Annotated in this window: 30 protein-coding genes; 8 read left to right on the top strand and 22 right to left on the bottom strand. The window is 54.6% G+C overall.

Annotation, left to right across the window (positions count from 1 at the left end):
• Positions 1–54: 54 nt before the first annotated feature.
• Genes PHACT_RS10420 through PHACT_RS10400 form a run of 5 tightly spaced genes read right to left on the bottom strand, consistent with a single transcriptional unit; the run spans position 55 to position 4,351 of the window.
• Positions 55–366 carry an antibiotic biosynthesis monooxygenase family protein gene (locus tag PHACT_RS10420; protein WP_070117715.1) on the bottom strand — a complete coding sequence of 104 codons (312 nt, stop codon included), beginning with the start codon at positions 364–366 and terminating at the stop codon, positions 55–57.
• A gap of 40 nt (positions 367–406) precedes the next feature.
• On the bottom strand, positions 407–1,246 hold the full coding sequence (locus tag PHACT_RS10415) for a hypothetical protein (RefSeq protein ID WP_070117714.1): 840 nt from the start codon (positions 1,244–1,246) through the stop codon (positions 407–409).
• Positions 1,247–1,248: 2 nt separating this feature from the next.
• The gene (locus PHACT_RS10410; RefSeq protein ID WP_070117713.1) at positions 1,249–1,527 is read right to left on the bottom strand and encodes a hypothetical protein; all 279 of its coding nucleotides are present in this window, start codon (positions 1,525–1,527) and stop codon (positions 1,249–1,251) included.
• Positions 1,524–2,426, bottom strand: coding sequence for a putative RNA methyltransferase (locus tag PHACT_RS10405; protein WP_317622261.1), 903 nt, complete (start codon positions 2,424–2,426; stop codon positions 1,524–1,526). Before PHACT_RS10405 ends, PHACT_RS10410 begins: the two co-directional genes overlap by 4 nt.
• Entirely contained in the window at positions 2,426–4,351 is a 1,926-nt protein-coding gene (locus PHACT_RS10400; RefSeq protein WP_070117712.1) for a monovalent cation:proton antiporter-2 (CPA2) family protein, read from the bottom strand. The genes PHACT_RS10405 and PHACT_RS10400 overlap by 1 nt, the downstream gene beginning before the upstream one ends.
• Before the next feature lie 248 nt (positions 4,352–4,599).
• Here PHACT_RS10400 and PHACT_RS10395 point away from each other — a divergent pair, with 248 nt between their 5' ends.
• Positions 4,600–5,151 (top strand): hypothetical protein, encoded by a 552-nt coding sequence (locus tag PHACT_RS10395; protein ID WP_070117711.1) that lies wholly within the window; start codon positions 4,600–4,602, stop codon positions 5,149–5,151.
• Here PHACT_RS10395 and yghU read toward each other — a convergent pair.
• Genes yghU through PHACT_RS10380 form a run of 3 tightly spaced genes read right to left on the bottom strand, consistent with a single transcriptional unit; the run spans position 5,148 to position 7,750 of the window.
• Complete coding sequence (gene yghU / locus PHACT_RS10390; protein ID WP_070117710.1) at positions 5,148–6,026, bottom strand: glutathione-dependent disulfide-bond oxidoreductase; 879 nt, start codon at positions 6,024–6,026, stop codon at positions 5,148–5,150. The genes PHACT_RS10395 and yghU overlap by 4 nt on opposite strands.
• Before the next feature lie 46 nt (positions 6,027–6,072).
• Complete coding sequence (locus PHACT_RS10385) at positions 6,073–7,026, bottom strand: cyclase family protein (RefSeq protein ID WP_245730694.1); 954 nt, start codon at positions 7,024–7,026, stop codon at positions 6,073–6,075.
• Positions 7,027–7,039: 13 nt separating this feature from the next.
• Positions 7,040–7,750: a glutamine amidotransferase-related protein gene (locus PHACT_RS10380; RefSeq protein ID WP_083264507.1), complete on the bottom strand. Its 711-nt coding sequence runs from the start codon at positions 7,748–7,750 to the stop codon at positions 7,040–7,042.
• Between the two features lie 178 nt (positions 7,751–7,928).
• Between PHACT_RS10380 and katG the strand changes: the two genes are divergently transcribed.
• The 3 genes from katG (at position 7,929) to PHACT_RS10365 (ending at position 13,570) form a co-directional block, all read left to right on the top strand.
• The gene (gene katG, locus PHACT_RS10375) at positions 7,929–10,157 is read left to right on the top strand and encodes a catalase/peroxidase HPI (RefSeq protein ID WP_083264506.1); all 2,229 of its coding nucleotides are present in this window, start codon (positions 7,929–7,931) and stop codon (positions 10,155–10,157) included.
• A gap of 298 nt (positions 10,158–10,455) precedes the next feature.
• Complete coding sequence (locus PHACT_RS10370; RefSeq protein ID WP_070117708.1) at positions 10,456–11,883, top strand: arginase family protein; 1,428 nt, start codon at positions 10,456–10,458, stop codon at positions 11,881–11,883.
• Positions 11,884–11,947: 64 nt separating this feature from the next.
• Positions 11,948–13,570, top strand: coding sequence for an agmatinase family protein (locus tag PHACT_RS10365; protein WP_245730685.1), 1,623 nt, complete (start codon positions 11,948–11,950; stop codon positions 13,568–13,570).
• 54 nt (positions 13,571–13,624) lie between these two features.
• Here PHACT_RS10365 and PHACT_RS10360 read toward each other — a convergent pair whose 3' ends face one another.
• Complete coding sequence (locus PHACT_RS10360; RefSeq protein ID WP_070117706.1) at positions 13,625–14,005, bottom strand: VOC family protein; 381 nt, start codon at positions 14,003–14,005, stop codon at positions 13,625–13,627.
• Positions 14,006–14,153: 148 nt separating this feature from the next.
• On the opposite strand from PHACT_RS10360, the gene PHACT_RS10355 reads away from it, so the two are divergent.
• Positions 14,154–14,669, top strand: coding sequence for a CIA30 family protein (locus PHACT_RS10355; RefSeq protein ID WP_070117705.1), 516 nt, complete (start codon positions 14,154–14,156; stop codon positions 14,667–14,669).
• A 6-nt stretch (positions 14,670–14,675) separates the two neighbouring features.
• On the opposite strand, the gene PHACT_RS10350 is transcribed toward PHACT_RS10355, so the two are convergent.
• Positions 14,676–15,356 (bottom strand): SDR family oxidoreductase, encoded by a 681-nt coding sequence (locus PHACT_RS10350; RefSeq protein WP_070117704.1) that lies wholly within the window; start codon positions 15,354–15,356, stop codon positions 14,676–14,678.
• Positions 15,357–15,478: 122 nt separating this feature from the next.
• On the opposite strand from PHACT_RS10350, the gene PHACT_RS10345 reads away from it, so the two are divergent.
• Positions 15,479–16,792, top strand: a complete 1,314-nt coding sequence (locus PHACT_RS10345) for a DUF2254 domain-containing protein (protein ID WP_070118301.1) — start codon at positions 15,479–15,481, stop codon at positions 16,790–16,792.
• Positions 16,793–16,818: 26 nt separating this feature from the next.
• Here the strand turns inward: PHACT_RS10345 and PHACT_RS10340 are convergent, their stop codons facing one another.
• Positions 16,819–17,127, bottom strand: coding sequence for a putative signal transducing protein (locus PHACT_RS10340; RefSeq protein WP_070117703.1), 309 nt, complete (start codon positions 17,125–17,127; stop codon positions 16,819–16,821).
• On the bottom strand, positions 17,124–17,525 hold the full coding sequence (locus tag PHACT_RS10335; protein WP_070117702.1) for an MmcQ/YjbR family DNA-binding protein: 402 nt from the start codon (positions 17,523–17,525) through the stop codon (positions 17,124–17,126). The genes PHACT_RS10340 and PHACT_RS10335 overlap by 4 nt, the downstream gene beginning before the upstream one ends.
• Positions 17,526–17,808: 283 nt before the next feature.
• On the opposite strand from PHACT_RS10335, the gene PHACT_RS10330 reads away from it, so the two are divergent.
• Together PHACT_RS10330 and PHACT_RS10325 are read left to right on the top strand one after the other, a co-directional pair.
• Positions 17,809–19,041, top strand: coding sequence for a permease (locus PHACT_RS10330; protein WP_070117701.1), 1,233 nt, complete (start codon positions 17,809–17,811; stop codon positions 19,039–19,041).
• A 28-nt stretch (positions 19,042–19,069) separates the two neighbouring features.
• Positions 19,070–19,546 carry a YbhB/YbcL family Raf kinase inhibitor-like protein gene (locus PHACT_RS10325; protein ID WP_070117700.1) on the top strand — a complete coding sequence of 159 codons (477 nt, stop codon included), beginning with the start codon at positions 19,070–19,072 and terminating at the stop codon, positions 19,544–19,546.
• A 10-nt stretch (positions 19,547–19,556) separates the two neighbouring features.
• Here the strand turns inward: PHACT_RS10325 and PHACT_RS10320 are convergent, their stop codons facing one another.
• The 10 genes from PHACT_RS10320 to PHACT_RS10275 form a co-directional block, all read right to left on the bottom strand.
• A complete protein-coding gene (locus PHACT_RS10320; RefSeq protein WP_070117699.1) occupies positions 19,557–20,072 on the bottom strand; it encodes a cytochrome b in 516 nt (171 codons plus the stop codon).
• Between the two features lie 57 nt (positions 20,073–20,129).
• Positions 20,130–20,684: a hypothetical protein gene (locus PHACT_RS10315; RefSeq protein WP_070117698.1), complete on the bottom strand. Its 555-nt coding sequence runs from the start codon at positions 20,682–20,684 to the stop codon at positions 20,130–20,132.
• Between the two features lie 30 nt (positions 20,685–20,714).
• On the bottom strand, positions 20,715–21,131 hold the full coding sequence (locus PHACT_RS10310; RefSeq protein WP_070117697.1) for a DUF6841 family protein: 417 nt from the start codon (positions 21,129–21,131) through the stop codon (positions 20,715–20,717).
• A gap of 197 nt (positions 21,132–21,328) precedes the next feature.
• Complete coding sequence (locus tag PHACT_RS10305; RefSeq protein ID WP_070117696.1) at positions 21,329–23,410, bottom strand: dynamin family protein; 2,082 nt, start codon at positions 23,408–23,410, stop codon at positions 21,329–21,331.
• A gap of 303 nt (positions 23,411–23,713) precedes the next feature.
• Positions 23,714–23,995 carry a putative quinol monooxygenase gene (locus tag PHACT_RS10300; protein WP_070117695.1) on the bottom strand — a complete coding sequence of 94 codons (282 nt, stop codon included), beginning with the start codon at positions 23,993–23,995 and terminating at the stop codon, positions 23,714–23,716.
• A gap of 27 nt (positions 23,996–24,022) precedes the next feature.
• Complete coding sequence (locus PHACT_RS10295; protein ID WP_070117694.1) at positions 24,023–24,430, bottom strand: hypothetical protein; 408 nt, start codon at positions 24,428–24,430, stop codon at positions 24,023–24,025.
• Between the two features lie 31 nt (positions 24,431–24,461).
• Positions 24,462–24,923: a GNAT family N-acetyltransferase gene (locus PHACT_RS10290; protein ID WP_070117693.1), complete on the bottom strand. Its 462-nt coding sequence runs from the start codon at positions 24,921–24,923 to the stop codon at positions 24,462–24,464.
• 124 nt (positions 24,924–25,047) lie between these two features.
• Positions 25,048–25,608, bottom strand: a complete 561-nt coding sequence (locus PHACT_RS10285) for an MOSC domain-containing protein (protein ID WP_070117692.1) — start codon at positions 25,606–25,608, stop codon at positions 25,048–25,050.
• Positions 25,605–25,964 carry a hypothetical protein gene (locus PHACT_RS10280; RefSeq protein ID WP_070117691.1) on the bottom strand — a complete coding sequence of 120 codons (360 nt, stop codon included), beginning with the start codon at positions 25,962–25,964 and terminating at the stop codon, positions 25,605–25,607. Before PHACT_RS10280 ends, PHACT_RS10285 begins: the two co-directional genes overlap by 4 nt.
• A 181-nt stretch (positions 25,965–26,145) precedes the next feature.
• On the bottom strand, positions 26,146–26,625 hold the full coding sequence (locus tag PHACT_RS10275; protein ID WP_070117690.1) for an AAA family ATPase: 480 nt from the start codon (positions 26,623–26,625) through the stop codon (positions 26,146–26,148).
• Positions 26,626–26,714: the final 89 nt, after the last annotated feature.

Raw genomic sequence — 26,714 nt, 5'->3', positions numbered from 1 at the left:
TCCCTCCTGCTTAGGCTCCTCATATGGGTCGTACAACTAGTTTAGCGTCAGATATCACTTTTCCGGCCTGACCACCCAGTCAGGGTCATCAAACTCTCCCAGAGGCCGGATATCACAAAGGTGTGCCGCACCTTTAATAATATCGGCCACGGTAGCATTGTGCCTGCTCTCCATGGCATCGCGATCGGCCTTGCTATCCCAGCTGGCAATGGCGATCAGGACATTGGGGTCGTCCAGCTTGCGATGCAGCTCGGTACCCCGGGCACCGGGCGCTTGCTGAATGATTTCGCTGGCGCGGACCCAGGCATCGGCATACTCTTCAGCGGTATGGCCGGGCTTGATGTGAACCTCAAACAAGTATTTCATTCAGTTCCCTCGCTGGCTTGCCGACTTCCGTGTGCTACTGTCAGCTTCCCCGCATTCGGTAAATGGCGCGTTGCTGTATTGAACACACACAACGTCCACTGTCCGCCAGGAAAATATTGAACACACAGTCGGCAAATTCATGGCCTTTTTTCTGAAACAGATCGGTAATGGTCATTTCGCTGATCAGTGAAGTATTGAGAGGCACCGCCTGAAAGTTCTGTGCCCGCACCTCCAGATGAATCCAGGGGCTCATGCGGGCGACAGCCGCAAAGTGGCGATTGGCACAACCCAGCAGGAATGCCATGTTGGCAAAACCACTGTCGTTTTCTTTCCTCGGTTCCGCGTCCAATGTACGCAGCAACGCGGCCATTTTCGATTGTTGTCGAAGGTAGGTGGCCATTTCGTGGTCAGCAGACCACAGAAAAGCTTTCGCCGGGCAACCCTGCTTACGCAGCGTTGCCATCACGTCGGGAGTGGCATCCGGCATTACGTAGTCATCACTGATCAGAGCTTGACCCTGGCATTCGGGTTCAACTTCCAGCGCCGCTGGTAGCCAGACTTCAGCGCTCGCGCACAGGCGTTCGTCACTGAACAGTTGGGCCTGATAGCGATCGGCCACCGTGTCAGGATCGACATCGACCCGAAACTCGTGCTCATCATACAGCGGAGATTTGATGCTCGCATGTACCGCGCCGCGTTCCAGCCAGTGCAATCCCCACGCGTTTACCGCAGGATGAATCAGATACATGCTGACAGTGACGCCCGGAACCAATGCTCCGGTAAAGCCATACTCACGCGCCAGTTCGTCCGAATGAATTCGGTTGTCTGAGTCAGGCACCTGATTGAATGCCTGACCTTGCCACGAATCCGGAAATCGCATGCTTACTTCAGCCCCCAGATGCGGGATACCGCGGCATCGGTACCCAGGGATGCTACAATCAAGGCGACCATACTCACGACAAAAAACACACCCACGGGAATCAACGCAGCAAACTGGCCGGCAGCAAACGCCAGATACAACGACAGACCAAACAGGACAAGAAACAGTACGGCTACCGCCAGCAGGATCTTGCGATGCGAGGCTCGGTAACTCTCAGCAGGCTCTCCTTTTTCAAAGAAGGCCAGTACCGGCCGGCAAAGATTCCGCAACTCGTTTTTCATGATTCAATATCCGTCCTGGTTGTCTTGCGTAATGTCTTCAGAGTGACTTCGATGGTAACTGACAATGACGTCAGTTGTGCTGCGCGGGCCCGACCTTCCGCGTTGGCCCGGTACAAATGTGGCGTCATGGTCAACAGGTCCTGAACCATTGCCGCGCTCTGTATTTCCGCCTGATAGTGAATGGTCTCTGTGGAAACACTCTCAAATCCGGCCGGTATTGTGTCTTTGTTGTCGCGAACCGGTTTCAGGCTGGGATAAATGATTTCCCGCAGTTCACGCAAATGCGCCGTCCCCGGATCCAGTTGCACCAGCAACCCGTCCTCACGCAAAACCCTTGCGAACTCACTGTATACCGGGAAACCAAACATGCACAAGACCCGGTCCAGTGACCCTGACACAACCGGCAGGTTGGCATTGCTGCCCACCACCCAACGGATCGCCTCATGCTGCCTGGCGGCAGACTGTATCGCCCACTTGGATATGTCCAGTCCCAGCACCTGCAGGGAAGGTGAAGCGCCCAACGCACCTGCCAGTTGGCGCAAATAGTAACCTTCGCCACAACCCGCATCCAGTACACTGATCTCTTTATCAGCCGCGACGCCTTTTAATAGCGCCGCATTGATCGCGTTAGCGACGGGTGCGTAATAGCCTGCAGACAGAAAGCGCTGCCGCGCAACCACCATGTCCTTGCTGTCACCGGGATCTCGCGAGCGTTTTTTTTGCACTGGCAGCAGATTGATATAACCCTGACGCGCTACATCAAAGCTGTGCCCCTGCACGCACTGCCAACTGCCCCCGGCCTTGACCAGTACGTCACCATCCAGCGGGCATGCCAACGCCGAAAACGGCACCACAGATATGGGGACGGAGGGAATACTTTTTGTCCATACTGAATTCATTAACCCGTCCCTACCGGAGATTGATGCGCGTCTGGTTCATCTGCTACGTCTGGCGGTGTCCACTTCAGCGCTTCGTCCTGTTCGAATTCTTCCGCATTTTTTTGCATCGCTGAGCTCAGTGACTCCTCCAGTTTCAGAAACAATTCGCCAAATCGCGGACTGAAACTGATGCCTTCTTCGATGTCCTTCCACGCCTCAAACAGTTCATCTGCATGCGCTGCCTCACTGTCACTGAAGGCTTTGGTCATACGCCGGGCGCGCTCAGGATGCACTCCCATCGCGGTCAGCGTGCGGCCACCAAGCTCCAGTGCCGAATGATAAGTTTCGCTGATTATATCGTTGGCCCCGGCATCACGTAGCTGATAACCATGGCCACGGTCAAAGGCTCGCGCCAGCACCCACACTTCCGGATAGTACTGTTTCACATGTTGGACCATACGTACGGCTCGTTCACGGTCATCAATAGCCACCACCAGTACCATGGCTTTGGAGATGCCCGCAGTCTCCAGCATTTCCGAACGACTGGCGTCACCAAAATAGCTCTTGATATTTATCTGCCTGACATTCTCTATCTGTTCTATTTCATGATCCAGCACCACAATCGGCACATTATTGGCGCGCAGCAAGCGACAGATGATCTGTCCGAATCGCCCCACACCGGCGATGATGACAGGCGCCAGGTCATCAATACTGTCATCGTCTTCACGGGCGTTCTGTGAAGCGCGATACCGTGGCAAGACAACGCGGTCGTAAAGAATGAACAAAACCGGTGTCAGGAACATGGAAAGCGCCACTACCAGCGCCAGCATCTGGGATAGCTCAGGACTGATGACATCACTCTGAACGCTGTAGGTAAGCAGCACAAACCCAAACTCACCCGCTTGTGCCAGTCCCAGAGTAAAAAGCCAACCGTTGCTGCCGCGAATGCGGAACAGCAACGCAAGCGCCAGCAGAATCACAGCCTTGATAGCGATAACAGCGGCGCCCAGGGAAAACACCAGAACCCATTCTTCTGCCAGCACAGAAAAGTTGATGCCGGCGCCGACGGTGATAAAAAACAGCCCCAACAGCAATCCCTTAAACGGCTCCAGATTGGCCTCCAGCTCATGGCGGAATTCGCTGTTTGCCAACACCACACCCGCAAGAAATGCGCCCAGTGCCGGCGACAGGTTGACCAGACTCATCAATGCAGCAATGCCAATTACCAACATCAACGCAGCGGCAGTGAACACTTCACGCAGACCCGACTGGACAACATATTTGAACAGGGGTCGGCTTAGATAGGAGCCGCCCCCAATCACCGCCGCAATCGCTGCAATGACAACCAGAGCGTGCGCCCAGCCAGGTAATCCTGACACCAGACTCAAGTCTCCATGGTGGCCGCTATCAACAGCATCGCTGGCGCCGAGTACCGGCAACGCAAGCAAGGGCAACAAGGCCAGCATCGGAATCACTGCGATGTCCTGAAACAGCAGCACCGAGAATGCGCCCCGACCGCCTTCAGTCTTGACCAGTCCTTTTTCACTCAGGGTCTGCAGCACGATTGCCGTTGATGACAATGCAAAAATTAGCCCCACGGCCAAGGACGTTTGCCAGGGCAGGCCCAGCCACCACGCAATCGACCAGCCCGCTGCGGTGGTCAGGGTAACCTGCAGGCCGCCCAGGCCAAGCAAATGCAACCTCATGGCCCACAACGCTTTGGGGTCCAGCTCCATGCCGACCAGGAACAACATCATCACGACACCAAACTCGGCAAAGTGCTGAATGGTCGTGGTCTCCTGACCCACCAGACCGGTCAATGGTCCGATCACTACACCAGCGACCAGATACCCCAAAACCGACCCCAGACCAAACCTCTTCGCCAGCGGCACAGCAATGACCGCAGCTATAAGGTATACAAACGCCTGAATGAAATATTCCGTCATGGTGGCTGTCTCGCTAAGAGGCTGCTACGTCGTTTGACCCGGAACAGCCGTATCTGGAAAGCTGGTATAGTAGAGCAGTTGGGGAACATCAGCCAGCGACGGGTACCATAAGCGCGTCAGTATTGGTATTCTGAATCGCGTCCTACTCAATACCGACAGAAGTAAAAATCACCTTGACGAACACACAAAAACAAGAACCCTGGGCGGTATCCAGAACAACCAGCCCGGTCTTTTTACTGACCCTTATCATGGTCGCACTGTGCGCGATTGTCGCCAGACAGCTATGGCATCAGGACGTATCAATCGCTCACGAAAACAGGCTTCTGGAGAATACGCAGGTTTTTTTCCTGTCCATTGCGACCGTACTGCACGCACTGCAATGCAGCCGGCAACCCAGCCACGCCCGCGTCGGCCGACTCTGTCACGCCGTCCTGAGCATGTTGTGTCTATCCATCATGGTTCGGGAAATTGACATCGACAAATTCGGACCACAACCTGGCTGGGCCCTCGCCGAGAATATGATCAGAGTGGCTGGTGGACTGGTCTGGGTCTGGCTGCTGGTTCGTGTCTATCGCGTCAGAGATCGCGTGTGGTTACGCAAAGTCGAAGTCTTGTGGACACCGACCAGCGTGCTGACAGGGCTGGGTGTCATGCTCTACATGTCATCGTGGTTCTTCGACAAGTCTGTTGTGCCTCTGCCCACTGCTCACAGTCAGTTATGGGAAGAGACACTTCAGTTAAGCGGCACCGTGTGTCTGTTTACGGCTGCGTTGCGCACCATTGCCCTGCGGCCACTCTAGTCTGACTTGTTCGAACCCAGTTTGTCCTGAGTGCTTGTGTCAAAGTCGCTGGCGTTGTGGCGTTCGCGCAATTGCTCATGCAGCTCCCCCCATGAACGGTTGACCATTCTGCCGCGCTGCACGGCAGGGCGCTGCTCAATTTCCTGTGTCCAGCGAACAACATTCTTGTAAGTATGGGTTTGCAGGAACTCAGCCGCGTTGTATACCTTGTTGTTCACCAGCGCGCCATACCAGGGCCAGATGGCCATGTCCGCAATCGTGTAATCGTCGCCGGCAATGAACCGGGTCGTCGCCAATTGACGATCCAGCACATCCAGCTGCCGTTTTACTTCCATGGCATAACGATTGATGGGGTATTCATACTTTTCCGGAGCATAGGCATAGAAATGGCCAAACCCACCTCCCAGAAATGGCGCGCTGCCCATCTGCCAGAAAAGCCATGACAAACATTCCGCTCGTCCAGCGACGTCTTCAGGAATGAAAGCACCAAATTTTTCTGCCAGGTACAACATCATGGCGCCGGACTCAAACAGGCGCACGGGCGGCGACACACTATTGTCCATCATGGCTGGTATTTTTGAGTTCGGATTCACAGCCACAAACCCACTGCCAAATTGATCACCTTCCATGATATTAATCAGGAAAGCATCGTACTCCGCACCCGAGTGCCCTGCTGCCAGCAACTCTTCCAGTAAAATAGTAACCTTGACCCCATTGGGCGTGGCCAGTGAATACAATTGAAACGGGTGTTTGCCTACAGGCAATTCTTTGTCGTGGGTAGCCCCGGCTATCGGGCGGTTGATACTGGCAAACCGGCCATTGCTATCTGTATCAGGGGTCCAGACCTTGGGCGGCGTATAGGCTTGATCACTCATGCAATCTCCTCAAATATAGGCGAATGTGGACGTTAGGGCGGTCAGTCTACTTGATGGCTATCGGGTTCACCACCACCTGCACAGCACCTTTGAATTTGGGTTGCCCCAACACAAACATGAACTCCTGCACACCATCGCCCGCCAGTTCTGCTGTGTTCATGCTCTCCAGTATATAGACACCCTGCTTGGCCAGCAGCGTCTGATGGACAGCAAATGCCCGTTGTGGATTCTCGAAGGGAATCACTTCCAGCGCCGGTGTATCAGCACCGATAGCCACCACCCCAAGACCCGCCAGGTACTCGGCACCGGCAACGCCCACTCCCGGCTGAGCAGAAATATAACGTTCATTGTCAACGCCCAGTAATTGCATCCAGCCAGTATGAAACAGAACCACATCGCCATGCCGGATCTCGACTCCCTGTTGGCGCGCGGCGGCATCGATTTCAGCACGATTGAATGCGGTGCCCTCGGGGACCATCGCCACACCCAGGTGCCGGGTCATATCAAGCAGTACACCACGGGTGACGATGGGCGGAATCGATTCTATGCCCAGCTCTGCCAGTCCATCATCGCGAACAATCTCGGCGGCGGTCAGACCATTATAATACTGATTACCGATACCCAGATGCCCCAGGCCGTCTACCTGTGAACCGATGCCGAAACTGGTGGTAACTCGCTCATCATTGGATGTCACTACATCGGTACCAACTTCCACATTGGCACCCGATGCGACGATATCAATGTCATAGGTACGCCCGCCGTACGCGGGCGCGCCTTCCTCAGTATCAATGCCCAGCGAGTAGACCTTGCCGGTAGTAATCAACTGTGATGCTGCCAGTACGCCGTCTGCGCTCAGGTTGTTGGCAGCACCCATACGGTCATCAGCGCCATAACGCGATGGCACCCAGTCCTGCGCATTGGCAAACGTCGTCACACTGCCCATTGCCAGTCCGCCCAGCACCAGCGCTCCCATCGCAGCAACTTCCCTTATTCTATGCATCAGCCTCACCTTGTCATTTGTTGATATTCTGTTCCAGAAACTGTCTTATCCAGCCTGCCACCAGATCACCATCATGCGGCGTGGCAAAGCTGGCATCCACTTTTTCCAACATCGCCGGGGGCAGTTGATCAGCACGCAACGCGAGCAGATCACGGGCGTAATCAACACTGAATTCGGGGTGGCCCTGTATCGCCAGCACTTTACCCGGAATAACAAACGCGGCGTTCGGACAAAAATCATTACTCCACAGGCGCTGAGCATCGGGCGGCAGCGTCAGCACCTGGTCGCGATGACTGACAATCAGGTTGACCGAGGTTCGACTCCCCACAAAACCGGGCTGCTGATCCAGTTGATACTGCATGACGCCAAGACCCCAGCCAGCATCTGAACGTCCGGCACGCCCACCCAGCGCATGTGCCAGGAGTTGATGACCGAAACAAACGCCCACCATCGGTCTGCCCTCAGCATACAGCCTGCGTACATACACTCTCAGCGCCTCAATCCAGGCATCGTCGGCAAAACTGTCGAATTTGCTACCCGTGACAAGGAATGCATCAAACAGCGAGGGATCTGGCGGATACTCACCTTCTATCACACAAAATACCGACATCTGCAGTTGATCGTCGGGTCGCGCAAGCAGTTGCTCGAACATGACACCGTAACTGTCATAACGAGGTTTCAGCGAGTCATAAAGAATATCGGCGTCCAGTATCGCTAGTTTCATGGTCAGTGCAGTGCTCGATGATTGGTTGTCAGTTGTGGCGCGTCGGTGACCAAACAGGGTCTTCGATAGAGAATCTCTATCATTGTGGTCGATAAAACGTCTTTCAGTGCCCAATTGGACATGATGTATAGTCCATGATCAAGAATTAGTTCGACCCCATCAATCTTTGGAGACAGACATGGACAACAACAGCGGCAACAGCGCCGGTAAATGCCCGGTAATGCACGGCTCCCGCACCAAAATGGGGGGCAACGCTACCGCGAACCAGCATTGGTGGCCGAATCAGCTCAACCTGAATATTTTGCACCAGCATTCGCCCAGATCGAATCCCATGGGCGACGATTTTGACTATGCCGATGCATTCAGCAAACTGGATCTGGCCGCCGTCAAAAAAGATCTGGCAGCCCTGATGACCGATTCCAAGGACTGGTGGCCTGCTGACTACGGCCATTACGGCCCGTTCTTCATCCGCATGGCATGGCACAGCGCCGGCACCTATCGCCTGGGTGATGGTCGCGGTGGTGCCGGCTCCGGCGATCAACGCTTTGCACCGTTGGGCAGCTGGCCTGACAACGGCAATCTGGACAAAGCCCGTCGCCTGCTCTGGCCAATCAAGAAGAAGTACGGCAATCGCCTGTCCTGGGCTGACCTGTACATCCTGACCGGTAATGTGGCACTGGAAACCATGGGGTTCAAGACCTTCGGTTTTGCTGGGGGTCGCGAGGATGTTTATCAGCCAGAAGAAGACGTTTACTGGGGCGCCGAAGACGAATGGCTGGCCACCAGCGACAAACCCAACAGCCGTTATTCTGGCGAGCGAGATCTGGAAAACCCACTGGCCGCCGTGCAAATGGGTCTGATCTACGTGAACCCGGAAGGCCCGGACGGCAACCCGGACCCGTTGCTGTCCGCCCGCGATATCCGCGAGACCTTTGCCCGTATGGCCATGAATGACTATGAGACAGTGGCACTGACTGCGGGCGGTCATACCTTCGGTAAAACCCACGGTGCCGCCGATCCGGACCAGTATGTCGGTCCCGAACCTGAAGCCGCCCCCATTGAACAGATGGGCATGGGCTGGAAAAACAGCTTTGGCAGCGGCAAGGGTCGCGACACCATTACCAGCGGTCTGGAAGGTGCCTGGACACCTACGCCGACCCAGTGGGACATGAGCTATTTTGATGTTCTGTTTGGTTATGAGTGGGAATTGACCAAGAGCCCGGCCGGCGCGAACCAGTGGCAAGCAAAAAACCTGGCCGAGAAAGATCATGCCCCGGATGCCGAAGATGCGGGCAAGCGCGTAAAAATCATGATGTCCACGGCTGACATGGCAATGCGCGAAGACCCTGCTTATCGCAAGATCTCCGAGCATTTCCACAAAAACCCGGACGAGTTCGCTGACGCCTTCGCCCGTGCCTGGTTCAAACTGACACACCGGGACATGGGCCCAAAATCTCGTTATCTGGGGCCTGAAGTACCGGCTGAGGACCTGATCTGGCAGGACCCTGTCCCTGCAGTGGACCACGAGCTGGTCAACTCGCAGGATATCGCAGAGCTCAAGAAGCGAATTCTTGGCTCCGGCCTCTCTGTGTCCGAGCTGGTCTACACGGCGTGGTCAGCGGCGTCGACGTTCCGTGGTTCCGACATGCGTGGCGGCGCGAATGGCGCCCGTATCCGGCTGGCGCCACAGAAGGATTGTGACGCCAATCAGCCTGAGCAGCTGGCCAGAGTGCTACAAACACTGGAAACACTTCAGCACGACTTCAATGGCGCCCAACGTGGTAACAAGCGCGTCTCTCTCGCCGACTTGATTGTGCTCGGTGGTACTGCCGCGGTAGAAAAGGCAGCGCATGATGGCGGTCATGATGTAACTGTTCCGTTTGCACCCGGGCGTACCGACGCTACTCAGGAGCAGACCGATGCAGAGTCGTTTGAGCCCCTGATGCCTGAGGCCGACGGCTTCCGCAATTATCGGCGCACCGCATTCACCGTCTCTGATGAAGAGATGCTTATCGACAAGGCACAATTGCTGACGCTCAGTGCGCCGGAAATGACGGTACTGGTGGGCGGTCTGCGGGTGCTGAATGCCAACTACGGGCAGACAGCACACGGCGTTCTGACCACCACACCCGGGAAACTGAGCAACGACTTTTTTGTCAATCTGACTGATACCGACATTGAATGGGCACCGTCCCCAACCAATGCCGATGTATTTGAAGGCCGTGACCGTACCAGTGGCTCAGTGAAATGGACGGGTACCCGCGTCGACCTGATCTTTGCATCCAACTCGCAGTTGCGTGCATTGACCGAACTCTACGCCCAGGACGATTCCCGCGACAAGTTCGTCAAGGACTTCGCGGCTGCCTGGACCAAAGTCATGAATGCCGATCGATTCGATCTGGCATAAGGACTCTGCAAACCCGGGCGCAGGCTGCCAGTGGCTGCGCCCGGTGTCACAAATAAAGCCGCTATGACGCACTGCAACAGTGCATTGACCGTACCCGCGCCCCATCACACGCTATTGCCAGCCTGAGTACTACAGGCACCCCCACCACCGTTGTTTAACGCATCGAAAGCCGGCAACCCCTGATATATAAAGAGGCATCGCAATCCGTTTCGTCCCCAGATCGACGATCGGCAGCCTATGGCACCCAATTTGCTTAATCCAACTATCTGAAAATTGATCAGGTCAGGAGCAACGCCGCATGCCCAGTACGATAGCTACACCCGACATCACTAGGTCCGCCTTTAAACCCCGACGGGTTCACAGACTCAGAACACTGGCCGCCTGCGCCCTGTTGTGCAGTGGCCTGGCAGGCGCAGCTGAAAACTGGCAACTGCCGGACGAGCTGAGCAGCAAACTGCAGGACCTGCCGTCAGGTGAGCGCAATTTTGTTGTTAATGGCAGCTTCCTGCCTTTCATGCCAGCGCGGCAGATGGAGCTGGAACTGGCCAGCCGCGATGCCGCCAGTATGCAAACGCTGATCACAGACCTGATGGCCGTCGCTGGCGAGATGGGTTACGACGCCAACCGTGACATGGGCGCCATGCCTCTCAATTTGACATCAACCGGTTTTAACAGTGGCATTCTGCTGCCAGCCATCCTTCGTGATGACAAACGCAGTCCCGGCCCGTTCAGTGTGCACCGTTATCTCTTTCCTGAGTCTGGCATTCCCACCTTCGCTGGCGCCCCGGTTGCCGTTTGGCCAGAGGATCTCACAGCCGGCTCAGTGGATGTTGCCATCGTTGGTATCCCCAGCGACATGAGCAGTGGCCGACGCAACGCGGAAGCAGGCCCCAATGTTATGCGCTCCCTGAACACCATCGCCGAACTCGACATACAGACGCTGATTGATCCGATGAAGGCGTTGACTGTTGTTGACTACGGCGACTTTCGTGTTGACAACATGAGCATCGAACGATCAGTTGACCATGTCACCGACATGGTCGCGGAAACCTCCGCTACCAATGCCACGCCGATGATGGTGGGCGGTGACACTTCCATTCTATATCCCGCAGTCAAGGGCGTCGCGCGTAACCACGGCAATGGCAGTTTCGGGCTGGTGCATTTCAGCGCCCACCCGGATGCCCGACGCGATGCCGTGCATACCATTTCTGACGATCAGGCACTGTTCATGCTACTGGATGAAGGCATCGTCAATGGCTCTGACATGATCACGGTGGGACTGCGCGGCAATGCCGCCACTGAGACCACCCTGCAATGGCTTAAAGACAGTGGCGTACGCTACCACACCATGGCCGAAGTTAATCGCAACGGTTACGGCGCTGTAATGGATCGTGTGGTCAATGAATTAATATCATTGCCGGAACAACTTTTTGTTTCTATCGACGTCAGTGTTATTGATCCGGGCGATCTTGTTGCGGCCGGTCGGGTTTCTGCCAATGGCCTGAGCATCAACGACGTTACCGCAACGGTACGACATCTCTGCGCAGCACGTGAAATAGTCGGGTTTGAAATCACCGACATGGCGCCGGCACTGGATTTTTCCAGATTGTCTGCACTGAACTCCAATGCCGTGCTCAATGCCTGCCTCGTCGGCATGGCAGCTCGCAAGGCGGGTTTTGCGCCGGATGAGATTCATCCACTGGCACTTGACCATGGTCAGGACTGAACCCATGACGAACAGCCACGTTTTAGATGGCGTCCTCAAACCTGCACTGATGACTGGAAAACGTATGATGAAAACAACAAACACCAAAACATTCGCCAACACCCGATTGCTACCACTCACCGCGGCCATCCTGTGGGCAGGCCTGAGCGCCAGCGCACAACTGTCAGCGCAACCGGCAGGTGATGAACCGGAACATGTAACCGGCACCAACGCCTATCCGTACCCCACCGAAGACCCGCGTGAAAACGACCGCCCGGGCATCGAACTGCCAGACAGTGTGTCAGACAAACTGGCGCTACTCAGTGACGAACAGATCGAATTTCTGGAAAGTGGCGACGCCGGTCGTTTCCGCGGCGACCTGGAAAAAACCATTGAATACCTGGAAGAGAATACACCCGAACACATCCTGACCTGGGTTGAAGCCATGCAGGGTGTGATCAGCGCCCAACGCTACGATGAAGACAGGGACGCACCCAATATAGCACTGAATACCGACTCACCCATGTTTAACGCCTGGCGACTGCGCCGGCCGGCATCCATGGATCCGGAGCGTGAACCCGGCACAATTTCGCTGGGCCGATACAATGGTGGTGGCGGGCCTCCCACATTCGGGGGTTTCCCGCTGGCACTGACACCGGAAGACCTGGAGGCCGCCGAAGTTGACGTGGCCATCGTCGGCACCCCCCTCAACATGGGTTCGGGCTGGCGCGATTCAGGCGCACAGGCCACCACCGATATGCGCGTCATGGGCCGTGCCCTGGGCGGCTCTGATCAATACGTTCAGGTCAATCCCGGCAGCGTGCTCAACATCGTAGACTACGGTGACATTGCCATCGACAATGCCAGCACTGAGCGTTCCATGCAGCACATCCGTGAAGTTGTGCGCGAAATTGGCAACACCGGCGCTGTGCCCGTCATCGTTGGCGGCGACCATTCGCTGTCCTATTCCAACGTGGCGGCGATGGCCGACGTTCACGGCAAGGAACGGGTATCGGTTATCCACTTCGATTCTCATTACGATGCCTGGTGGGGCAGCGCGCACCTGATCAGCCATGGCGCCCCCGTCTACCGTCTGCTTAATGAGGGACACGTGCGCATGGAAGACTACATTCAGGTCGGTCTGCGTTCCAGCGGACCCGATGAAGCCGCCTTCAAATGGATGCGTGAGAATGGCATGCGTTATCACACCATGGCAGAAGTCGAACGGCGCGGCTGGGACGCAACGCTGGAACGTGTTGTGAAAGAAGCCAGCGAGGAAGGACGTAAGCTGTATATTTCGTTTGATATCGATGTCATTGATCCGGCATTTGCGGTCGCCACCGGCACACCGGTGTCAGGTGGCCTTGATATGCGCGAATCCATCACCATTGTGCGTCGACTGTGCGCCGAAGCAAACGTGGTGGGGTTTGAGTTGGTGGAATTGCACCCTTATCTGGACCCCACCTACATGACAACGCTGAACAGCGCCCATGTCATCAAGGCCTGCCTGACCGGCCTGGCCATGCGCGAAGAAGGCCTGACGGAGTCTTTCTACCTGAGTCCGGTAGCGTCGGAGCATGCGGTCGATGATTATTATGGTGATCAGGCAGACTACCTGCGTCATACCGAGGCACTGGAACGGAAAGACGATGAAGAAGAAGCAGTGGACCTGGACGATGACCTGGAAGAGGCTGTAGAACAGGAGTGATCTGTGTGCCGCCTGCTGTCGCAGGCGGCACGTTGCACCCGAATCGGAGTCGGCTTACGCGACGCGATGCAAGGCACAGATCTTGTTGCCAGACGGATCACGCAGGTAAGCCAGGTACAGCTTGACACCCGCCCCTTCACGAATACCGGGCGGATCTTCACAGTCTGTGCCACCATTGGCCAGGCCAGCTTTATGCCAGGCATCAGCAGCTTCAGGACTCTCAGCCGCGAAACCGATAGTGCTGCCATTGCCATTGCAGGCCGGCTCACCGTCTATCGGTTTGCTGAGGGCAAACACACCGGTTTTGGTTCGGTAGAACAGACGTCCCTTGGGATCAACTGACCCGGGCTGGACCCCCAGCGCTCCCAGAGTCGCATCATAGAACGTCTTTGAAGTCTCGATATCATTGGCTCCCAGCATGATGTGGCTGAACATTCCTTCTCTCCTCGTTGTCAGCTGTCGACAGCGACAGCCTGTTTGTTTATCGTAACCGGAAGCCAGAGTAACGCACACCCAACGAATCTGTCATCTCGAGATGCCAGAGAGCGCCAGATCGTGGCGAACCCGGGAACAAAACGCCGACATGAACACAGAATCATACCAACCGCTAACGCTGATGGATTTTGCCGAGCCGGAAAGCAGCTCAATGTGGCAGGCCATCAATGACGACGTTATGGGCGGGGAATCACAGGGCGAACCACAGGTCATTGACCGGCAGCTGCACTTTCAGGGTGATATCTCGCTGGCAAACAATGGCGGTTTCGCGTCTGTCCGGGCGCGCGGACAACATCATGATCTCAGTGCTGCCGACAGCGTGCTGATACGCATCAAGGGAGACGGGCGCAGCTATCAGTTCAGGCTCTATACCAAGGCCCATTTTCAGGGCTCCCGCATTGCCTACGCAACATCCTTCCAGACCATCGACAACGAATGGCTAGAGCTGCGATTGCATTTCAGCCAGTTGCAACCCGTCTTTCGTGGCCGCACGTTATCGGGACCAGCGTTCAGTCCTGCTGATGTGGAAGAGATGGGATTCATGCTGGTCGACAAACGCGAGGGTCCGTTCAAACTGGTTGTGGACTGGATACGGGCCGCGTAGAAAATGTCAGCGGGCAACCCAGCCCCCGCACACCGGAAACACCTGGCCGACAAAACAGTCCGCTGCACTACTACACAGGTAAGCGGCAAACATGGCATCTTCACGCGCGCTGACCAGTCGTTGCAACGGCACTTCGCGCGCCAGTCTGTCCTGAAACTTCGGATTGGCCTGCAACTCTTCCGGAAAGTAAGTCGGGTTATCAACAAAATTCTGGGCTATCGCATTAACCTGAATATTCAGCGGCGCCAGCTCCACACCCACGGCCTGCACGTAGGCAACCTGCGCACCGCGAGCGGCGCTGTAAGTGGACGCTCGCTTCATGCCCCTCAGGGCTGACGCACTGCCCACGACAAGAATCTTGCCACTGCCTCGCGCTCGCATCATTGGCACCGCTGCCCTGACCAGCCCCGGCAACGGGTCTACCAGAGCAGCAAACACATTGCGCCACTCAGTCTCTTCAACATCGGGCGCCGGCGTGCTGGGTGCCAGCATGGATAAATTGGCAACGATGACATCAAGATCGCCCGCCTCGCGCATCATCAACTCGACATTGCCAGGCGTTGACAGTTCAAGTTCACTCTTGACGAGCTCAGCACCCTGTTCGGCAAAAACCTCACAGAAGGCAGGTCCCATGAATGCGGACGCCTGTGTGATCAGCACGCGTTTACCTTTCAGCGTATTCTCCATTGGCTTTTTCCTTGTTGGTCGACGCACGGTCACTGCGCGTGAATTTATGGTATAACGTTGGCCTGTTGCTGGCTACCCGGCCCGAACACGCAATTGTCAATGGAACTGCGAAGGACACTGGTATGGCCCGATCATCTACCCTGTTTAGCCCGGATCGCCTGCGCTATTTTGTCAGCCGAATTCAGGAGCGGTTATGGATCAGGCCACTCGTGCTTTGCGTGCTGTCGATAGCGGCTACCTTCGTTGCCAGATTGGCTGACGACACCGGACTTGCGGACGTGGTGCCAGATATCAACCCGGATTCGGTTGAATCACTGCTGTCCATCATGGCGTCCAGCATGCTGGTTATTGCGACCTTTGCCGTTGGCTCCATGGTTGCCGCCTATGCCTCTGCAAGCACTGCCGCAACGCCCCGATCCATTCCCCTGGTCATTGCCGATGACGTCACCCAGAACGCTCTGTCGGCATTCATTGGCGCGTTCATTTTCAGCCTGGTTTCCCTGATCGCGGCGCAGAACGGACTGTTTGGCGAAGCCGGTCGCTTCGCGATTTTCACGTTGACCCTGTTGGTGTTTATTATCGTTATTGTCACCTTTGTGCGCTGGGTTGACCGCATCGCGCGCCTGGGCCGTGTCGTGAACACAATCGGGCAGGTGGAACACGCCGCCAGCAATGCCCTGAAGCGCCGACGCCGGTCACCAACACTGTGTGCCCAGCCGGTGACAGCAAATCAGAGTGATACAACCGGTACAGCCGTCTATTCTTCTACCGTGGGATACATCCAGAACATAGACATGGAGGCGCTGCAGATCTGCGCGGAAGAGTTTGATTGTCGTGTCCGGGTAACCGCACTGCCCGGCACATTTGTGACGCCTCAACGAGCATTGCTACGTATCGAAGGCAAAAGCGAGGGTAGCACCGAGGATTTTGTCAGTGCATTCAAGATTGGCGACAACCGCACTTTTGAAGATGACCCACGCTTTGGCTTGCTGGCTCTGTCAGAGATTGCCGACAAGGCATTATCCCCCGGCATCAATGATCCGGGCACAGCTATCAATGTCGTGGGCACCCTGGTCCGGCTTTTCACACAGTGGCAGGCGCCACTGACCAATGATGAGCTCGATGAGATTACGTTTAAGCGGGTTCATGTGCCCGAGCTTATGCTGTCGGACATGTTCGACGATGCCTTTACCGCTATCGCCAGAGACGGCGCCGGTTTTTTCGAGGTATCAATCCGACTGCAGAAAGCATTGCATGCGCTGGCTGAAACCGGTGACGAGTCGATGACGGCGGCTGCCTGTGCGCACTCGCGCGCAGCGCTGGCTCGCTCGGAACGCGCCATGTCGCATCCGGAAGACATTGCAGCTGTGCGCAAAGCAGCGGCTTTCTCAGCAACGTTCTCGTCAAAAACGTCCTCTGACGACGGAAATGACTAACTCGGGACTGACACGTCAGAAACAGGCTATGCCGGGACTGACTGACACTTCCAGCAGACGTCAAAGCTGCCTTCGTTCTCTTCGTTGCAATCACCGCACACCCACGGATCCCTGACGATCGGGTTCTCAATCTCAGTGTCGATGAGCGCTGCCGCTTTGTCGTAGTCTTGATCGTTCAGGATCCAGAGTTCATGGAATATATTATTGATGCCATGTCTGGCGCCGGCCGGAATGGTATGTTCGTTTTTTACAAACGATTCAATATCATTCATGGCAAGAATATTTCTGACTGAGTGCAGAATAACGATGTTTTCATGCGTATAAATCTGCTTCATGGTAGATCTCCAGAAGTTTCAGTAACAGTAGCCAGGAACTGGTCTGCTCCCAGTTCTTTTTGTTTACGCTTGCTGAGTCCCCGCAACACAATTCGATAGGACTCAGTCAGGTAGTACCGTAACTCTTCATCCAGCACGCCTGACGTTTCTGTTTGCTGGATCCATTGCATGCCTCGATTGGCAAAATAGGGTGCCGGTCTGTAGCCCTCGTGCTCACGAAGATAGGCAAAGTTCCGATCTGAGGCCTTGAAAGTAAAAGCTGGCTGCCTGTCTGGTGCCCAGCCACCAATCGCGAACACTTTGCCCCCCACTTTCCAGACATGTGAACTCCCCCATTGCACGACGTGCGTTGTTGCCGGCAACGAATCACAAAACTGATTAAAATCATCGTAATTCATGCTTCTCCAGCGCGGCCCTGCATGACAGAGATTCAGACTTATCAAGACATCATCAACGATTCCGGACTTTAATTCAAGTTACCGAGGATGGCCGCCACTTTCGTTCATTTCGACGGATTTTAGCCCCAAAAAACAACAACACGCGGTCGTTTGCAGAAACAGGCAACGTTGAATTAACGCAGGATTCTGTCAATATCGATGGTAGCGAATATGAAATCGACTGAGTGATAACCTGTCAAATGGGATGCCCCAGACCACGGGGCAATTGCAAAGGAGATGATGTATGCAGGATATTCTGGCAATCTGGCAAGAGTCAGCCACCACCAGCGCGGGCTTTTTCTGGATGGCCCTCTGGGCGTTCATGCTCGGCTACCTGATCAGCAGCCTGATCCAGGTGCTGGTTACCAAAGAGCGTATGCAAAAGACCATGGGCAAAGATGGGCCCAGAAGTGTCGCGCTTGGCACCTTTTTCGGTTTCCTGTCCAGCTCCTGCAGTTTCTCTGCGCTGTCTACCACACGCGCCCTGTTCAGCAAAGGGGCTGGCCTGGCGCCTTCTCTGGCGTTCATGCTGGCCTCGACCAATTTGGTCATCGAACTGGGTATGGTGATAGCGATTTTTCTTGGCTGGCAATTTGTTGTCGGCGAGTACGTTGGTGGCATCCTGTTGATTCTGGTGACATGGCTTCTGATACGCATCACCCGACCGCGTCGTCTGGAGGCACTGGCCCGCAAAAATGTAGATGACAGCCACGACCATGAGGGCAACGCAGAGAGCGTCAGTTGGCAGGAGAAGCTCAAGAGCCGCCAATACTGGCAGAAAATCGGCATGACCTATGTCATGGAGTGGCAAATGGTCTGGAAGGATGTATTGATCGGCTTTACGGTCACCGGCATCATCTCTGCAGCGGTACCAGAAAGCTTCTTTCAGGCCCTGTTTCTTGGCTCTGGCGGCGATAACGCTGCCAACCCGGGCTTCTGGCTGACCTTGCAGCAAGCTGTTGTGGCACCGCTGGCCGCATTCTTTACCTTTATTGGCTCCATGGGCAATATACCGCTGGCCGCCGTCCTGTTCGGCCAGGGTGTCACCTTTGCCGGTGTTATGGCGTTCATATTCTCGGACCTGGTGGTGCTGCCGGTACTACGCATCAATGCGGCCTACTATGGCTGGAAGATGGCGCTCTACATTCTGGGCATCATGCTGATAGGCATCATTACTGTAGCACTGGTCATGCATTATGGCCTGGCAGCACTGGGCATGTTGCCCGACCTTGAGAGCGCCCGTGCTCCGGGAGAACGTGAGTTCTTTCAGGTAAATTACCAACTGGGTCTGAACATTGTTTTCCTGATGGCCACCGCGGTGCTGGTCTGGCTTTATCGACAGGCCCGGCACAACGATCACGGTCACCACCATCACGATCACGGCGGCCCTTCGCTAACCGACAGGGTGCTTCGGATTCTGTCCGTTATCGCTGCACTCTGGCTAGCCGGAGGCGCAGCGCTGGCCGTGTTTTACTGAAACCACAAACAACACTCAAGGAGCGCTTATGACATTTGCCCTATCCGACATGAAAGTCAGCAGTCACGACCTGAAACAGGGTGATAAAATTGCCGAAATGCACAGCTACGACGGTGACAACATTTCACCCCAGCTGTACTGGGAAAAAACCCCGGACGGCACCAAGTCGATCGCTGTCTTTTGCCATGACCCGGATGCACCATTGATTTCCAGCCCGGGCACCTACGGTTTCACGCACTGGCTGGTTTACAATATTCCGCCGACTACGACTGAACTGCAGCAAGGCTGCCAGGATTATGCCAAAGGCAAAAATAATTTTGGCGAAGTTGGTTACGGCGGCCCGAAACCACCCGAGGGGCACGGCCGGCACCACTATTTTTTCTGGGTACTGGCGTTGGATATTGAGCTTTCATTGGACAACGGCCTGGAGCTGGCAGAATTTCTGCAGAAAGTGGAGCCGCATGTATTGGGCATGAACCGCCTGATGGCACATTTCGAACGCTGATAACGCTTGCTTACAGCATTCTACGAAAGATGCCGTCTTTGCGCAGCATATGACGGAATGCTGCTGCAATATGGCCAGCGATCAGGATACTCAGGGTGATGGCGAGTACACCATGGACAGCGAACAGCTTTTCCGCCAGGGCGCTGTCCTGTGGTACCAACGGCATGGCCGGCAGGTGATACCCGGCCACAGTGACCAGCGCCGGGTATGCCGTCACGCCCGCCCAGCCAAACAGGGGCGTCAGCACCAGTAACAGGTAGATCAGATGGTGCAGGCCTTTTGCCGCAAGCTGCAACCGACGCGGCAATGTCGACGGGTAGGGTGGGGATTTTACGCGGAGTTTTACCAGGATTCGTACGACCATCAGCAGCAGTACACTAAAGCCGACGGCTTTGTGCGAGCTATACAGAACATCCGTCAACGGCCCCCAGTTATCTGCCTCCGCTCGCGACGACATCCACAGTCCAACTGGAATCAGAGTCAGGACCATTACCGCCATAAGCCAATGCAACACGCGCCAGCCCATCGGGTATTTTTGAATCTGCGATGACGACCCGCTCACCGTGACGCGTCTGACACAGGCTTATTCACCCCTGCGCCGCCATTTGTTTTTGCTGATCAGGTCAGAGGCCTGATGCAGGGTCTGTCTTTCGCGAGCGAAATGAATGCCGAGCAGGTACCCGCCATAGGCCATCAAGAACCAGATCACGACGGTTGACCCTTGCTCACTGGGCCAATAACTAAACCAGAGCATTGCCGCCAGAATGTTGCCAAATTGCGCCACCACCACACTTACCATCAGTGCAATGATTCCGTTTTCCAGCAGCGCAGTCAGATCAAAACTGATAATAAAACCAATCAGCTCACTGACTTCGATCACCAGCAAGGTCCACAGAACAGCAAGGCCGTAGAAGCCACCACCAAAGAATAACCACTGTTTATACAAGTAGTTACCGCTTCTGCTTTTGCTTTTCTTGTGCTGCTTTTTAAGCTTGGCGAGATGCTCACGAATGGCCTTGTGCCCCGCATCGCGCGGCAACTGCCCGGCACCGTAAAGCCAGTTGAACATAAGCCAGCTCATGACCGCCATCGGCAAACCCAGCTGAATTGCGGCGACAACCCATTCAAAAATCGACATGACTCAAACTCCCGGTGCACTTGCAGACAATCAACCTTCCGCCTCAATCGCGAGCACATCAGCCCTGTGCGACGTCACCACGGCGACTTTCCAGCTTGCGTTTATGGACACCAGCAAATAAGTAGCGCCCAGCGTTTCAATAACCGTATCGTCGTGGCCAAATCGGGTCCAGACGGTACTTACCATGGCCGTGGTATCGCCTAGCAACTTGACATGACAGGTATCCAGCCGGGTATGGCTGAAACCGCGTTGCCGAAGACTGTCGAAGACCGGCCCCATGAACTCTCGGGTGTCTTCAATTGAGGAAGACGAGAACACAGTACCTTGCGATATTACTGTGCGTGGCGTACAAAAATGTGACAGCCAGGCGTCGAAATCCAGCTCGGAGAACGCGCTGCCAATTGCATTTATTGTTTGCCTTATCTCGTTGTGTTTTTGCATACTCATTATTCTATCCCACCGACACCTGTCACGGCAAAAACAGTTATTGCCCACGGGCACTCAGGAGCTTGCAATGGCACAGAACAGAACTGTTGAGAATGACGCAAGCGTCATACTAAGCACTGCAGATCTGACGCTCTGGCGGGCACAGGGATTGAACTTCGCTGGCGGCCTTCCGGCTCACCAGCGTTTGACGATTGACTCTACTGAGGATACGCCTCTGCAAGCACATCCTCGTGATCGTCAGCCGATTCAGGTTTCTTCAGATCAAACTGACGCTGAAGTTCGTTAAGGTCGGCACTGAAACGTTCGCTGCTTTGCTCAATGCGCTTAAATACATCCTGCGCTTGCTGACAAAGCCGCAACATTGATTCCCGTGGCGCGATTGAATCCTGCACGCCTTCGCTGATTTGTGTGATGCTTTGGTGAACTGCCTCGCTGCATCTGACGATATGAGCCTCCACCAGCGCATCAGCATACTGCGCTTGCAGCTCGGGCATCTCCCGGCCAACCGTATCGCGCACAATGATATGCAACTTCTCCAGGCTGGCATCGCCCAGACGCTTCTGCTTGACGGCAGCCTCAACACTACGATTGCCGTCTTCGCCGAAAATACCCTGCCGTACCCGTTTACGACTGCGCAATAACAGGTAGTCGCCCAATGTGCGCTTCACAGGTATGTCTTCGGTGGCTAACTCCAACGTTGGGGTCACAACCTGAGTTGAGTCGCCCAGTGACTGCAGACATCCTGCCAACGATTGTTCTACCTGCAGGCCGGCGTCACGGAAAGCGGACAGCTGTGTGTCGGAGAACTCTGCACCCGCGTACCCACCCTGTAGCTGTGCGCGGATATGATCGAGTACCAGCCCGGAACGTCGCCTGCCCTCTTGCTCAAGCTCGGGGTTAAGGCGCGCCAGCAACTGGTTCCAGCTTTCATCGCTTTCCATCCAGGCAGTGATTTGTTGCTGGCAGGATTGCTCGAGTTGCCCGTCACTCTGTTCGGTTAGATCTTCAGGCATTCTGTTTCTGGACGCCGACAGGGTGTTGAAGGCAAGATCCCAGCTCTGTCGTTCCAGTGTCTGCAAGGCATTGAGCCGAGTACGGTCGCGTTCAAGTTCTTCGCGAATCCGTTCGCTTTCCCGGCTCAATGCAGCCGACGCGTCGTCCGAAACCAGATCGCAGGTTTCGGCGGTCAGGTCCTGTGCCAGTCGCAAGCTGTCGTACTTGAAGTCGTGCAGATAGTCACTGCTGTTCAGGTAACCGGTAAGGTCATCAACAAACTCGTCAAAACCATCATCCCGATCCTCATTTGCTTCGCTGTCATTCACTGCCACCAGTGAAGCCTCGCCGGCAGCCTCACGTAGCGTTCTGGTCGCCGCTTTTTGCAGGTCGACCGGGTAGATTTTCAGGCGGCCTTCATCAATGGCGCCACTCAAGGTCGCACTCATGGACAGGGATCGGAATGACTCGATGATTTTATTCGGATCACTGCTCTCCAGACTGGGCTCAAGCGTGCCGTCCGGGCGCAGATCCTGCTTTGACGAATCAATATTGGCGACAAGAAATATGCGACTGAAACAGCTCAACAACTCTTCAAATTCTTCGAACACTTTTTCAAAGAACAGATTATCGGTTTTAACCACAAAGATGGCGCAGGCAGCGGTATCACGAAAGTCCCGCGTCATTTGGTCGTAACCGAACTTCATTCGACTGTAAAGGCCTGGCGTGTCGACCAGAACAGAGCCGGAGTCGGCGAGGTGGGCGGCGGGTATTTCTATGTCCATTCGCCTGATAGCTTGCGGATAATGCTGCTGGGGGTCGAAGCTTGCGCTGGTATTCTCCGCAGCAACTATGGCATCGGCTAACAGTGAGTGGTCTGTCTGTATTGCCTCAGCCAAGGCAACATTGTCAGCAAATTCGCGTCGCTCCCCCAGATAGTCAGTGGCCTGAAAACGGTGTTGATCGCCATTTTTGACATAGACCAATGCCGGATAGGCAGGAAGGCTGGAAACTTCGCTGACATAGGCGCCACTCAGGGCATTCATCAGCGTAGATTTTCCACTTTTCAGCGGACCGAAGATAAGCAGGAAGGTGCTTTGGTCGCTGACTTTCTCTCTCAGCGTAGACAGGCGTTGCTGCACTTCCTGAAGCTGCAGCACTGTCGTATCAATCTGATTCAGTTTTTCGCGCGGCGGCAGCTCGTTTAGCGCCTGCCTCAGTTCGTCCGCGAAAGGTTCGAGCTTTTGGGAGAACTCCTGGCAAAAAGTCTGCATGTCGGTCTTCACAATCTTTCCCTCCTGTTGGTCCGGCGATTGCGTCAGCAAAAAACACTGACAGTCGGAAAATCATAGGTTTAGATTGTCTCTCCAGCCTGAATGGGGCTTTCTTGGCAGTCACAAAACTAAAGAACACCGCCACGTAGCGCCGAGAAGACCAAACCATGGTAAAGCAAATAAGCGGTAAAAGGGGGAAGTGCGATCAAAACGCCACGTTATATTACAACTACACACTCAACAGGGCGTATTGTGTTCGCGGATCGTGCAGAAGCCACTATTAGCGCACCATAAAGGCGCCATTGTCCGGTGACTCTACTCTGTTTCTGTTATTTCATAATGCCGCTCGGCCGATGACGCGACCCGCCCCCAGTCTGACGTCTGGATACGTTGTTGGTGCGTATCGAAGGCAGCGCGATCAGTGAACTCTTCATGCACCGAAAAAAAATTGGGCGTATCGGGGTCCTGATGCACTTCAAAAAGCAAACAGCCTTCTTCCTGGCGCGTCAGCGTTATATGAGCGGGTAGTTCCGCCATAACCGCCTGCAGGTCATGGTCCGGCACCACGATGTGGCCTTTTAGTGTAATCCTGGGCAAAACCAATCTCCCTGAGCACAAAACGCTTTAGCGGGCACTGCCTGTCGGAACGCCGCGAGCCCTGATGGCCACCAGAAAAACCAGGGTCAGCACAATAACGGCAACATCCATTGTCAGCGCCGGAGCAGCCGCAGCCAGATAGTCCTGGCCATAAATCAGCATCAAAAGCACAAAGACTGCCTTACTTGCTGCTGCGATCACCGCAGCAAAGACACGATGCCGTTCGACAAATGCGCCATAAATAGAAACCGCACCAATCAGTCCGATAAGCGCTGACCAGCTCCGCGCGACCAACGTTTCCAGCTCGCCGCCGAACGATGTCGCAAACATTGACTCAAGAGCCATCTGGGGTGCAAAAAAACCATAAAACATCATGGCAGTCAGAGCACCTGTTACCAGCATGACCCATTTAAAATTTTTTATTATAAATTCCATGTTTCCCCGGTTTCTTCAAGTAATGCGACAATTAAACATCTCTTCCCATGATCAGGACGTCGATTCCTTTATTGTTAACCTGCTCATATGGTTTCCAGCCAAGGCTGGCATAAACACCACCATCGAGTCGCTCTGTTTGCAAATAAAGCGTTGATATTCCGAGTGTTGAGGCCAGTGCAATAGCGTGTTCAATCAGCTGCCGACCGATGCCGGAGCCACGACGCGCCGGATCGACATACAGCCCGCCCAGCCAATGTTCTTTGTCAGGATAGACACTCATTTCGCGAATTTTTAACTCAACCGCGCCAACCACTCTTTTTTGCTCCACCGCCAACAATATCAGCGGCAGGCTATCGCGATTCATGCTCGAAGTGAGATTTCTGGAGACACTTTCAAGCGTAAGCCCTGAGTTCGACCCGCCCCATTCTTCGACATACCAGCGTGAAACCAGATCAATCGCATCAGGCCTGTCTGCCAGATATTCAATTTTCATGGCTGCCCGGAAGCATTGCTGCGGACTCCATAGCCTTGCCAATTACATCAAATGCTTTCATAAAACCTCATTATCACGCTCCATCAGGCCGTACTTTTCAAAAAGGGCTTGATGAGAAATGCATTTATGCTTTCTTCACTACCCTATCCCCCACGTTGACACGACCTGACTTTATAACACGGGCATTTATACCCCGCATATTGACTAATCTACCCTGTTCGGAGTTAACAAATAACGTGGCGTCCCGACCAAATCGCTCCATGAATTTTTTGCAGCCAAGGTGCGGCTCCCCCGTAACCTGGACGATTGCATCACCTACCTGCAGCTGTGTACCTGGGGGAAGATTGTCCGCACTCAGATCCATATCAATATAAAGCTGGTCTCCCGCGAGCTTCCAACGGTCTCTGGAACCGGCGACTAACGCAGCAGCTCTGGCGTTCATGATGTTAATCTGCATGTCGGGATGCGCAGAGCCGTCTGCAGTTTTTTTGTAGCCTCTGGCCAGCCAGTTGTCGCCTATCAGTCCTTGCTCCCGATCCAGCTCACAAGACTGCATTTCACTTCGCTCACCCGTGCCAGGCCTGCAGACGATCATTTCGACCACGCCGTTGTCGGGCGGAGACCCCTGAATATGTTGGAATCCTTTTTTTAACTCCTGTTCACTGAGATACGTTTCGAGGTTCATTCCTCACGCACCAGTGTAAAGTCGGGAAATTCATTACCAAACTGCCTAAACGTACCGGTCATCTCGTTCCCATTTAGTTCCGCCTGGTAGTTGATATCGTACTGGGTGTTGGTGAAATGAACCGCACTGCCATCAACGTTTATCATCATGGGTATAACGGCCCCGCCCTGATCCACGCTAACGATGCTGGCACTGTATTCGTCTGACACCTGCTCTACCTGGAAAATCAGTCGTAATGAGCCGGCAGGGCTACTAAGCGTTCCATGCCAGTCGCCGACAGGCGACTCGGATTGGGCACTCGCCAAAGGCAGCAACATGAATGCGGTGATGAGCGCGGTAGAAATTACTTTGAACATCCTTGATCTCCTTTTTGGCACCTGGGTGCACTGCGTTGTTTTACACCAGGTTGATTCTAATTCTTCGGGCTTCGTCAGTACTTCTTCCAATACATAGTTGAAATTTTCGCCAGAGCTCTTTTCATCCTGACTTTAACTTTACTCACTATTACCATACGTTCCAGTGTACTATATCTCACGACTAGCTGACGACATTAAAGCCCTCATCAGACGTGGGCGCTACAAAGTATTTTGTCACCTGCACGAACATCGCGTCGGTATCAGTTCTCGCCCTCGCTGGCTGCTCGATTCGCCGCTGCCCGATCTGCTCCAGACACACACTGTCCGGTAAATCGATATAGATCAGCTCATGCTGCGCCTTGACTTCGGAGAATATGCTGCGAAACCAGTTTCTTTGCGTGATCGTATTTGCCGGGAAATCCATCACTACGTCTGTTCCCGCAACCAGAATCGATTGCACCAGTTTTTTTATTTGCGGCCGAAGTTGCGCGGAATAGTGAATATAGTCGTCCAGCGATGTAATACAGCCGGGATAGACCGCTTCAAGCCATTCGTCTTCTGACAGTAGTACCGCATTCCGTTCTTGCGCAATTTGGCGGGACCGGGTCGTTTTACCGGCTCCCATCTTGCCACTGAAAAACGTCAGTGATCCAGCTTTCATTCTCTACCTCTGACTAACAACGGAATCCGATCAACTGAAATTCCCGGGACTTTTTAAACATCGATGTCTTATCTACTGATCTGCTACGA

Origin of the sequence: Pseudohongiella acticola (genome assembly GCF_001758195.1) — a bacterium.
Taxonomy (GTDB): Bacteria; Pseudomonadota; Gammaproteobacteria; order Pseudomonadales; family Pseudohongiellaceae; genus Pseudohongiella; species Pseudohongiella acticola.
The sequence above is the reverse complement of the archived record's forward strand: the minus strand, read 5'-3'. Positions and strand labels throughout refer to the sequence as shown.

Bases quoted from the DNA above. Each gene is read 5' to 3' on its own strand.
- PHACT_RS10420 (WP_070117715.1), bottom strand. From the start codon at position 366: ATGAAATACTTGTTTGAGGTTCACATCAAGCCCGGCCATACCGCTGAA.
- PHACT_RS10415 (WP_070117714.1), bottom strand. From the start codon at position 1,246: ATGCGATTTCCGGATTCGTGGCAAGGTCAGGCATTCAATCAGGTGCCT.
- PHACT_RS10410 (WP_070117713.1), bottom strand. From the start codon at position 1,527: ATGAAAAACGAGTTGCGGAATCTTTGCCGGCCGGTACTGGCCTTCTTT.
- PHACT_RS10405 (WP_317622261.1), bottom strand. From the start codon at position 2,426: ATGAATTCAGTATGGACAAAAAGTATTCCCTCCGTCCCCATATCTGTG.
- PHACT_RS10400 (WP_070117712.1), bottom strand. From the start codon at position 4,351: ATGACGGAATATTTCATTCAGGCGTTTGTATACCTTATAGCTGCGGTC.
- PHACT_RS10395 (WP_070117711.1), top strand. From the start codon at position 4,600: ATGGTCGCACTGTGCGCGATTGTCGCCAGACAGCTATGGCATCAGGAC.
- yghU (WP_070117710.1), bottom strand. From the start codon at position 6,026: ATGAGTGATCAAGCCTATACGCCGCCCAAGGTCTGGACCCCTGATACA.
- PHACT_RS10385 (WP_245730694.1), bottom strand. From the start codon at position 7,026: ATGCATAGAATAAGGGAAGTTGCTGCGATGGGAGCGCTGGTGCTGGGC.
- PHACT_RS10380 (WP_083264507.1), bottom strand. From the start codon at position 7,750: ATGAAACTAGCGATACTGGACGCCGATATTCTTTATGACTCGCTGAAA.
- katG (WP_083264506.1), top strand. From the start codon at position 7,929: ATGGACAACAACAGCGGCAACAGCGCCGGTAAATGCCCGGTAATGCAC.
- PHACT_RS10370 (WP_070117708.1), top strand. From the start codon at position 10,456: ATGCCCAGTACGATAGCTACACCCGACATCACTAGGTCCGCCTTTAAA.
- PHACT_RS10365 (WP_245730685.1), top strand. From the start codon at position 11,948: ATGATGAAAACAACAAACACCAAAACATTCGCCAACACCCGATTGCTA.
- PHACT_RS10360 (WP_070117706.1), bottom strand. From the start codon at position 14,005: ATGTTCAGCCACATCATGCTGGGAGCCAATGATATCGAGACTTCAAAG.
- PHACT_RS10355 (WP_070117705.1), top strand. From the start codon at position 14,154: ATGAACACAGAATCATACCAACCGCTAACGCTGATGGATTTTGCCGAG.
- PHACT_RS10350 (WP_070117704.1), bottom strand. From the start codon at position 15,356: ATGGAGAATACGCTGAAAGGTAAACGCGTGCTGATCACACAGGCGTCC.
- PHACT_RS10345 (WP_070118301.1), top strand. From the start codon at position 15,479: ATGGCCCGATCATCTACCCTGTTTAGCCCGGATCGCCTGCGCTATTTT.
- PHACT_RS10340 (WP_070117703.1), bottom strand. From the start codon at position 17,127: ATGAAGCAGATTTATACGCATGAAAACATCGTTATTCTGCACTCAGTC.
- PHACT_RS10335 (WP_070117702.1), bottom strand. From the start codon at position 17,525: ATGAATTACGATGATTTTAATCAGTTTTGTGATTCGTTGCCGGCAACA.
- PHACT_RS10330 (WP_070117701.1), top strand. From the start codon at position 17,809: ATGCAGGATATTCTGGCAATCTGGCAAGAGTCAGCCACCACCAGCGCG.
- PHACT_RS10325 (WP_070117700.1), top strand. From the start codon at position 19,070: ATGACATTTGCCCTATCCGACATGAAAGTCAGCAGTCACGACCTGAAA.
- PHACT_RS10320 (WP_070117699.1), bottom strand. From the start codon at position 20,072: ATGGGCTGGCGCGTGTTGCATTGGCTTATGGCGGTAATGGTCCTGACT.
- PHACT_RS10315 (WP_070117698.1), bottom strand. From the start codon at position 20,684: ATGTCGATTTTTGAATGGGTTGTCGCCGCAATTCAGCTGGGTTTGCCG.
- PHACT_RS10310 (WP_070117697.1), bottom strand. From the start codon at position 21,131: ATGAGTATGCAAAAACACAACGAGATAAGGCAAACAATAAATGCAATT.
- PHACT_RS10295 (WP_070117694.1), bottom strand. From the start codon at position 24,430: ATGGAATTTATAATAAAAAATTTTAAATGGGTCATGCTGGTAACAGGT.
- PHACT_RS10290 (WP_070117693.1), bottom strand. From the start codon at position 24,923: ATGAAAATTGAATATCTGGCAGACAGGCCTGATGCGATTGATCTGGTT.
- PHACT_RS10285 (WP_070117692.1), bottom strand. From the start codon at position 25,608: ATGAACCTCGAAACGTATCTCAGTGAACAGGAGTTAAAAAAAGGATTC.
- PHACT_RS10280 (WP_070117691.1), bottom strand. From the start codon at position 25,964: ATGTTCAAAGTAATTTCTACCGCGCTCATCACCGCATTCATGTTGCTG.
- PHACT_RS10275 (WP_070117690.1), bottom strand. From the start codon at position 26,625: ATGAAAGCTGGATCACTGACGTTTTTCAGTGGCAAGATGGGAGCCGGT.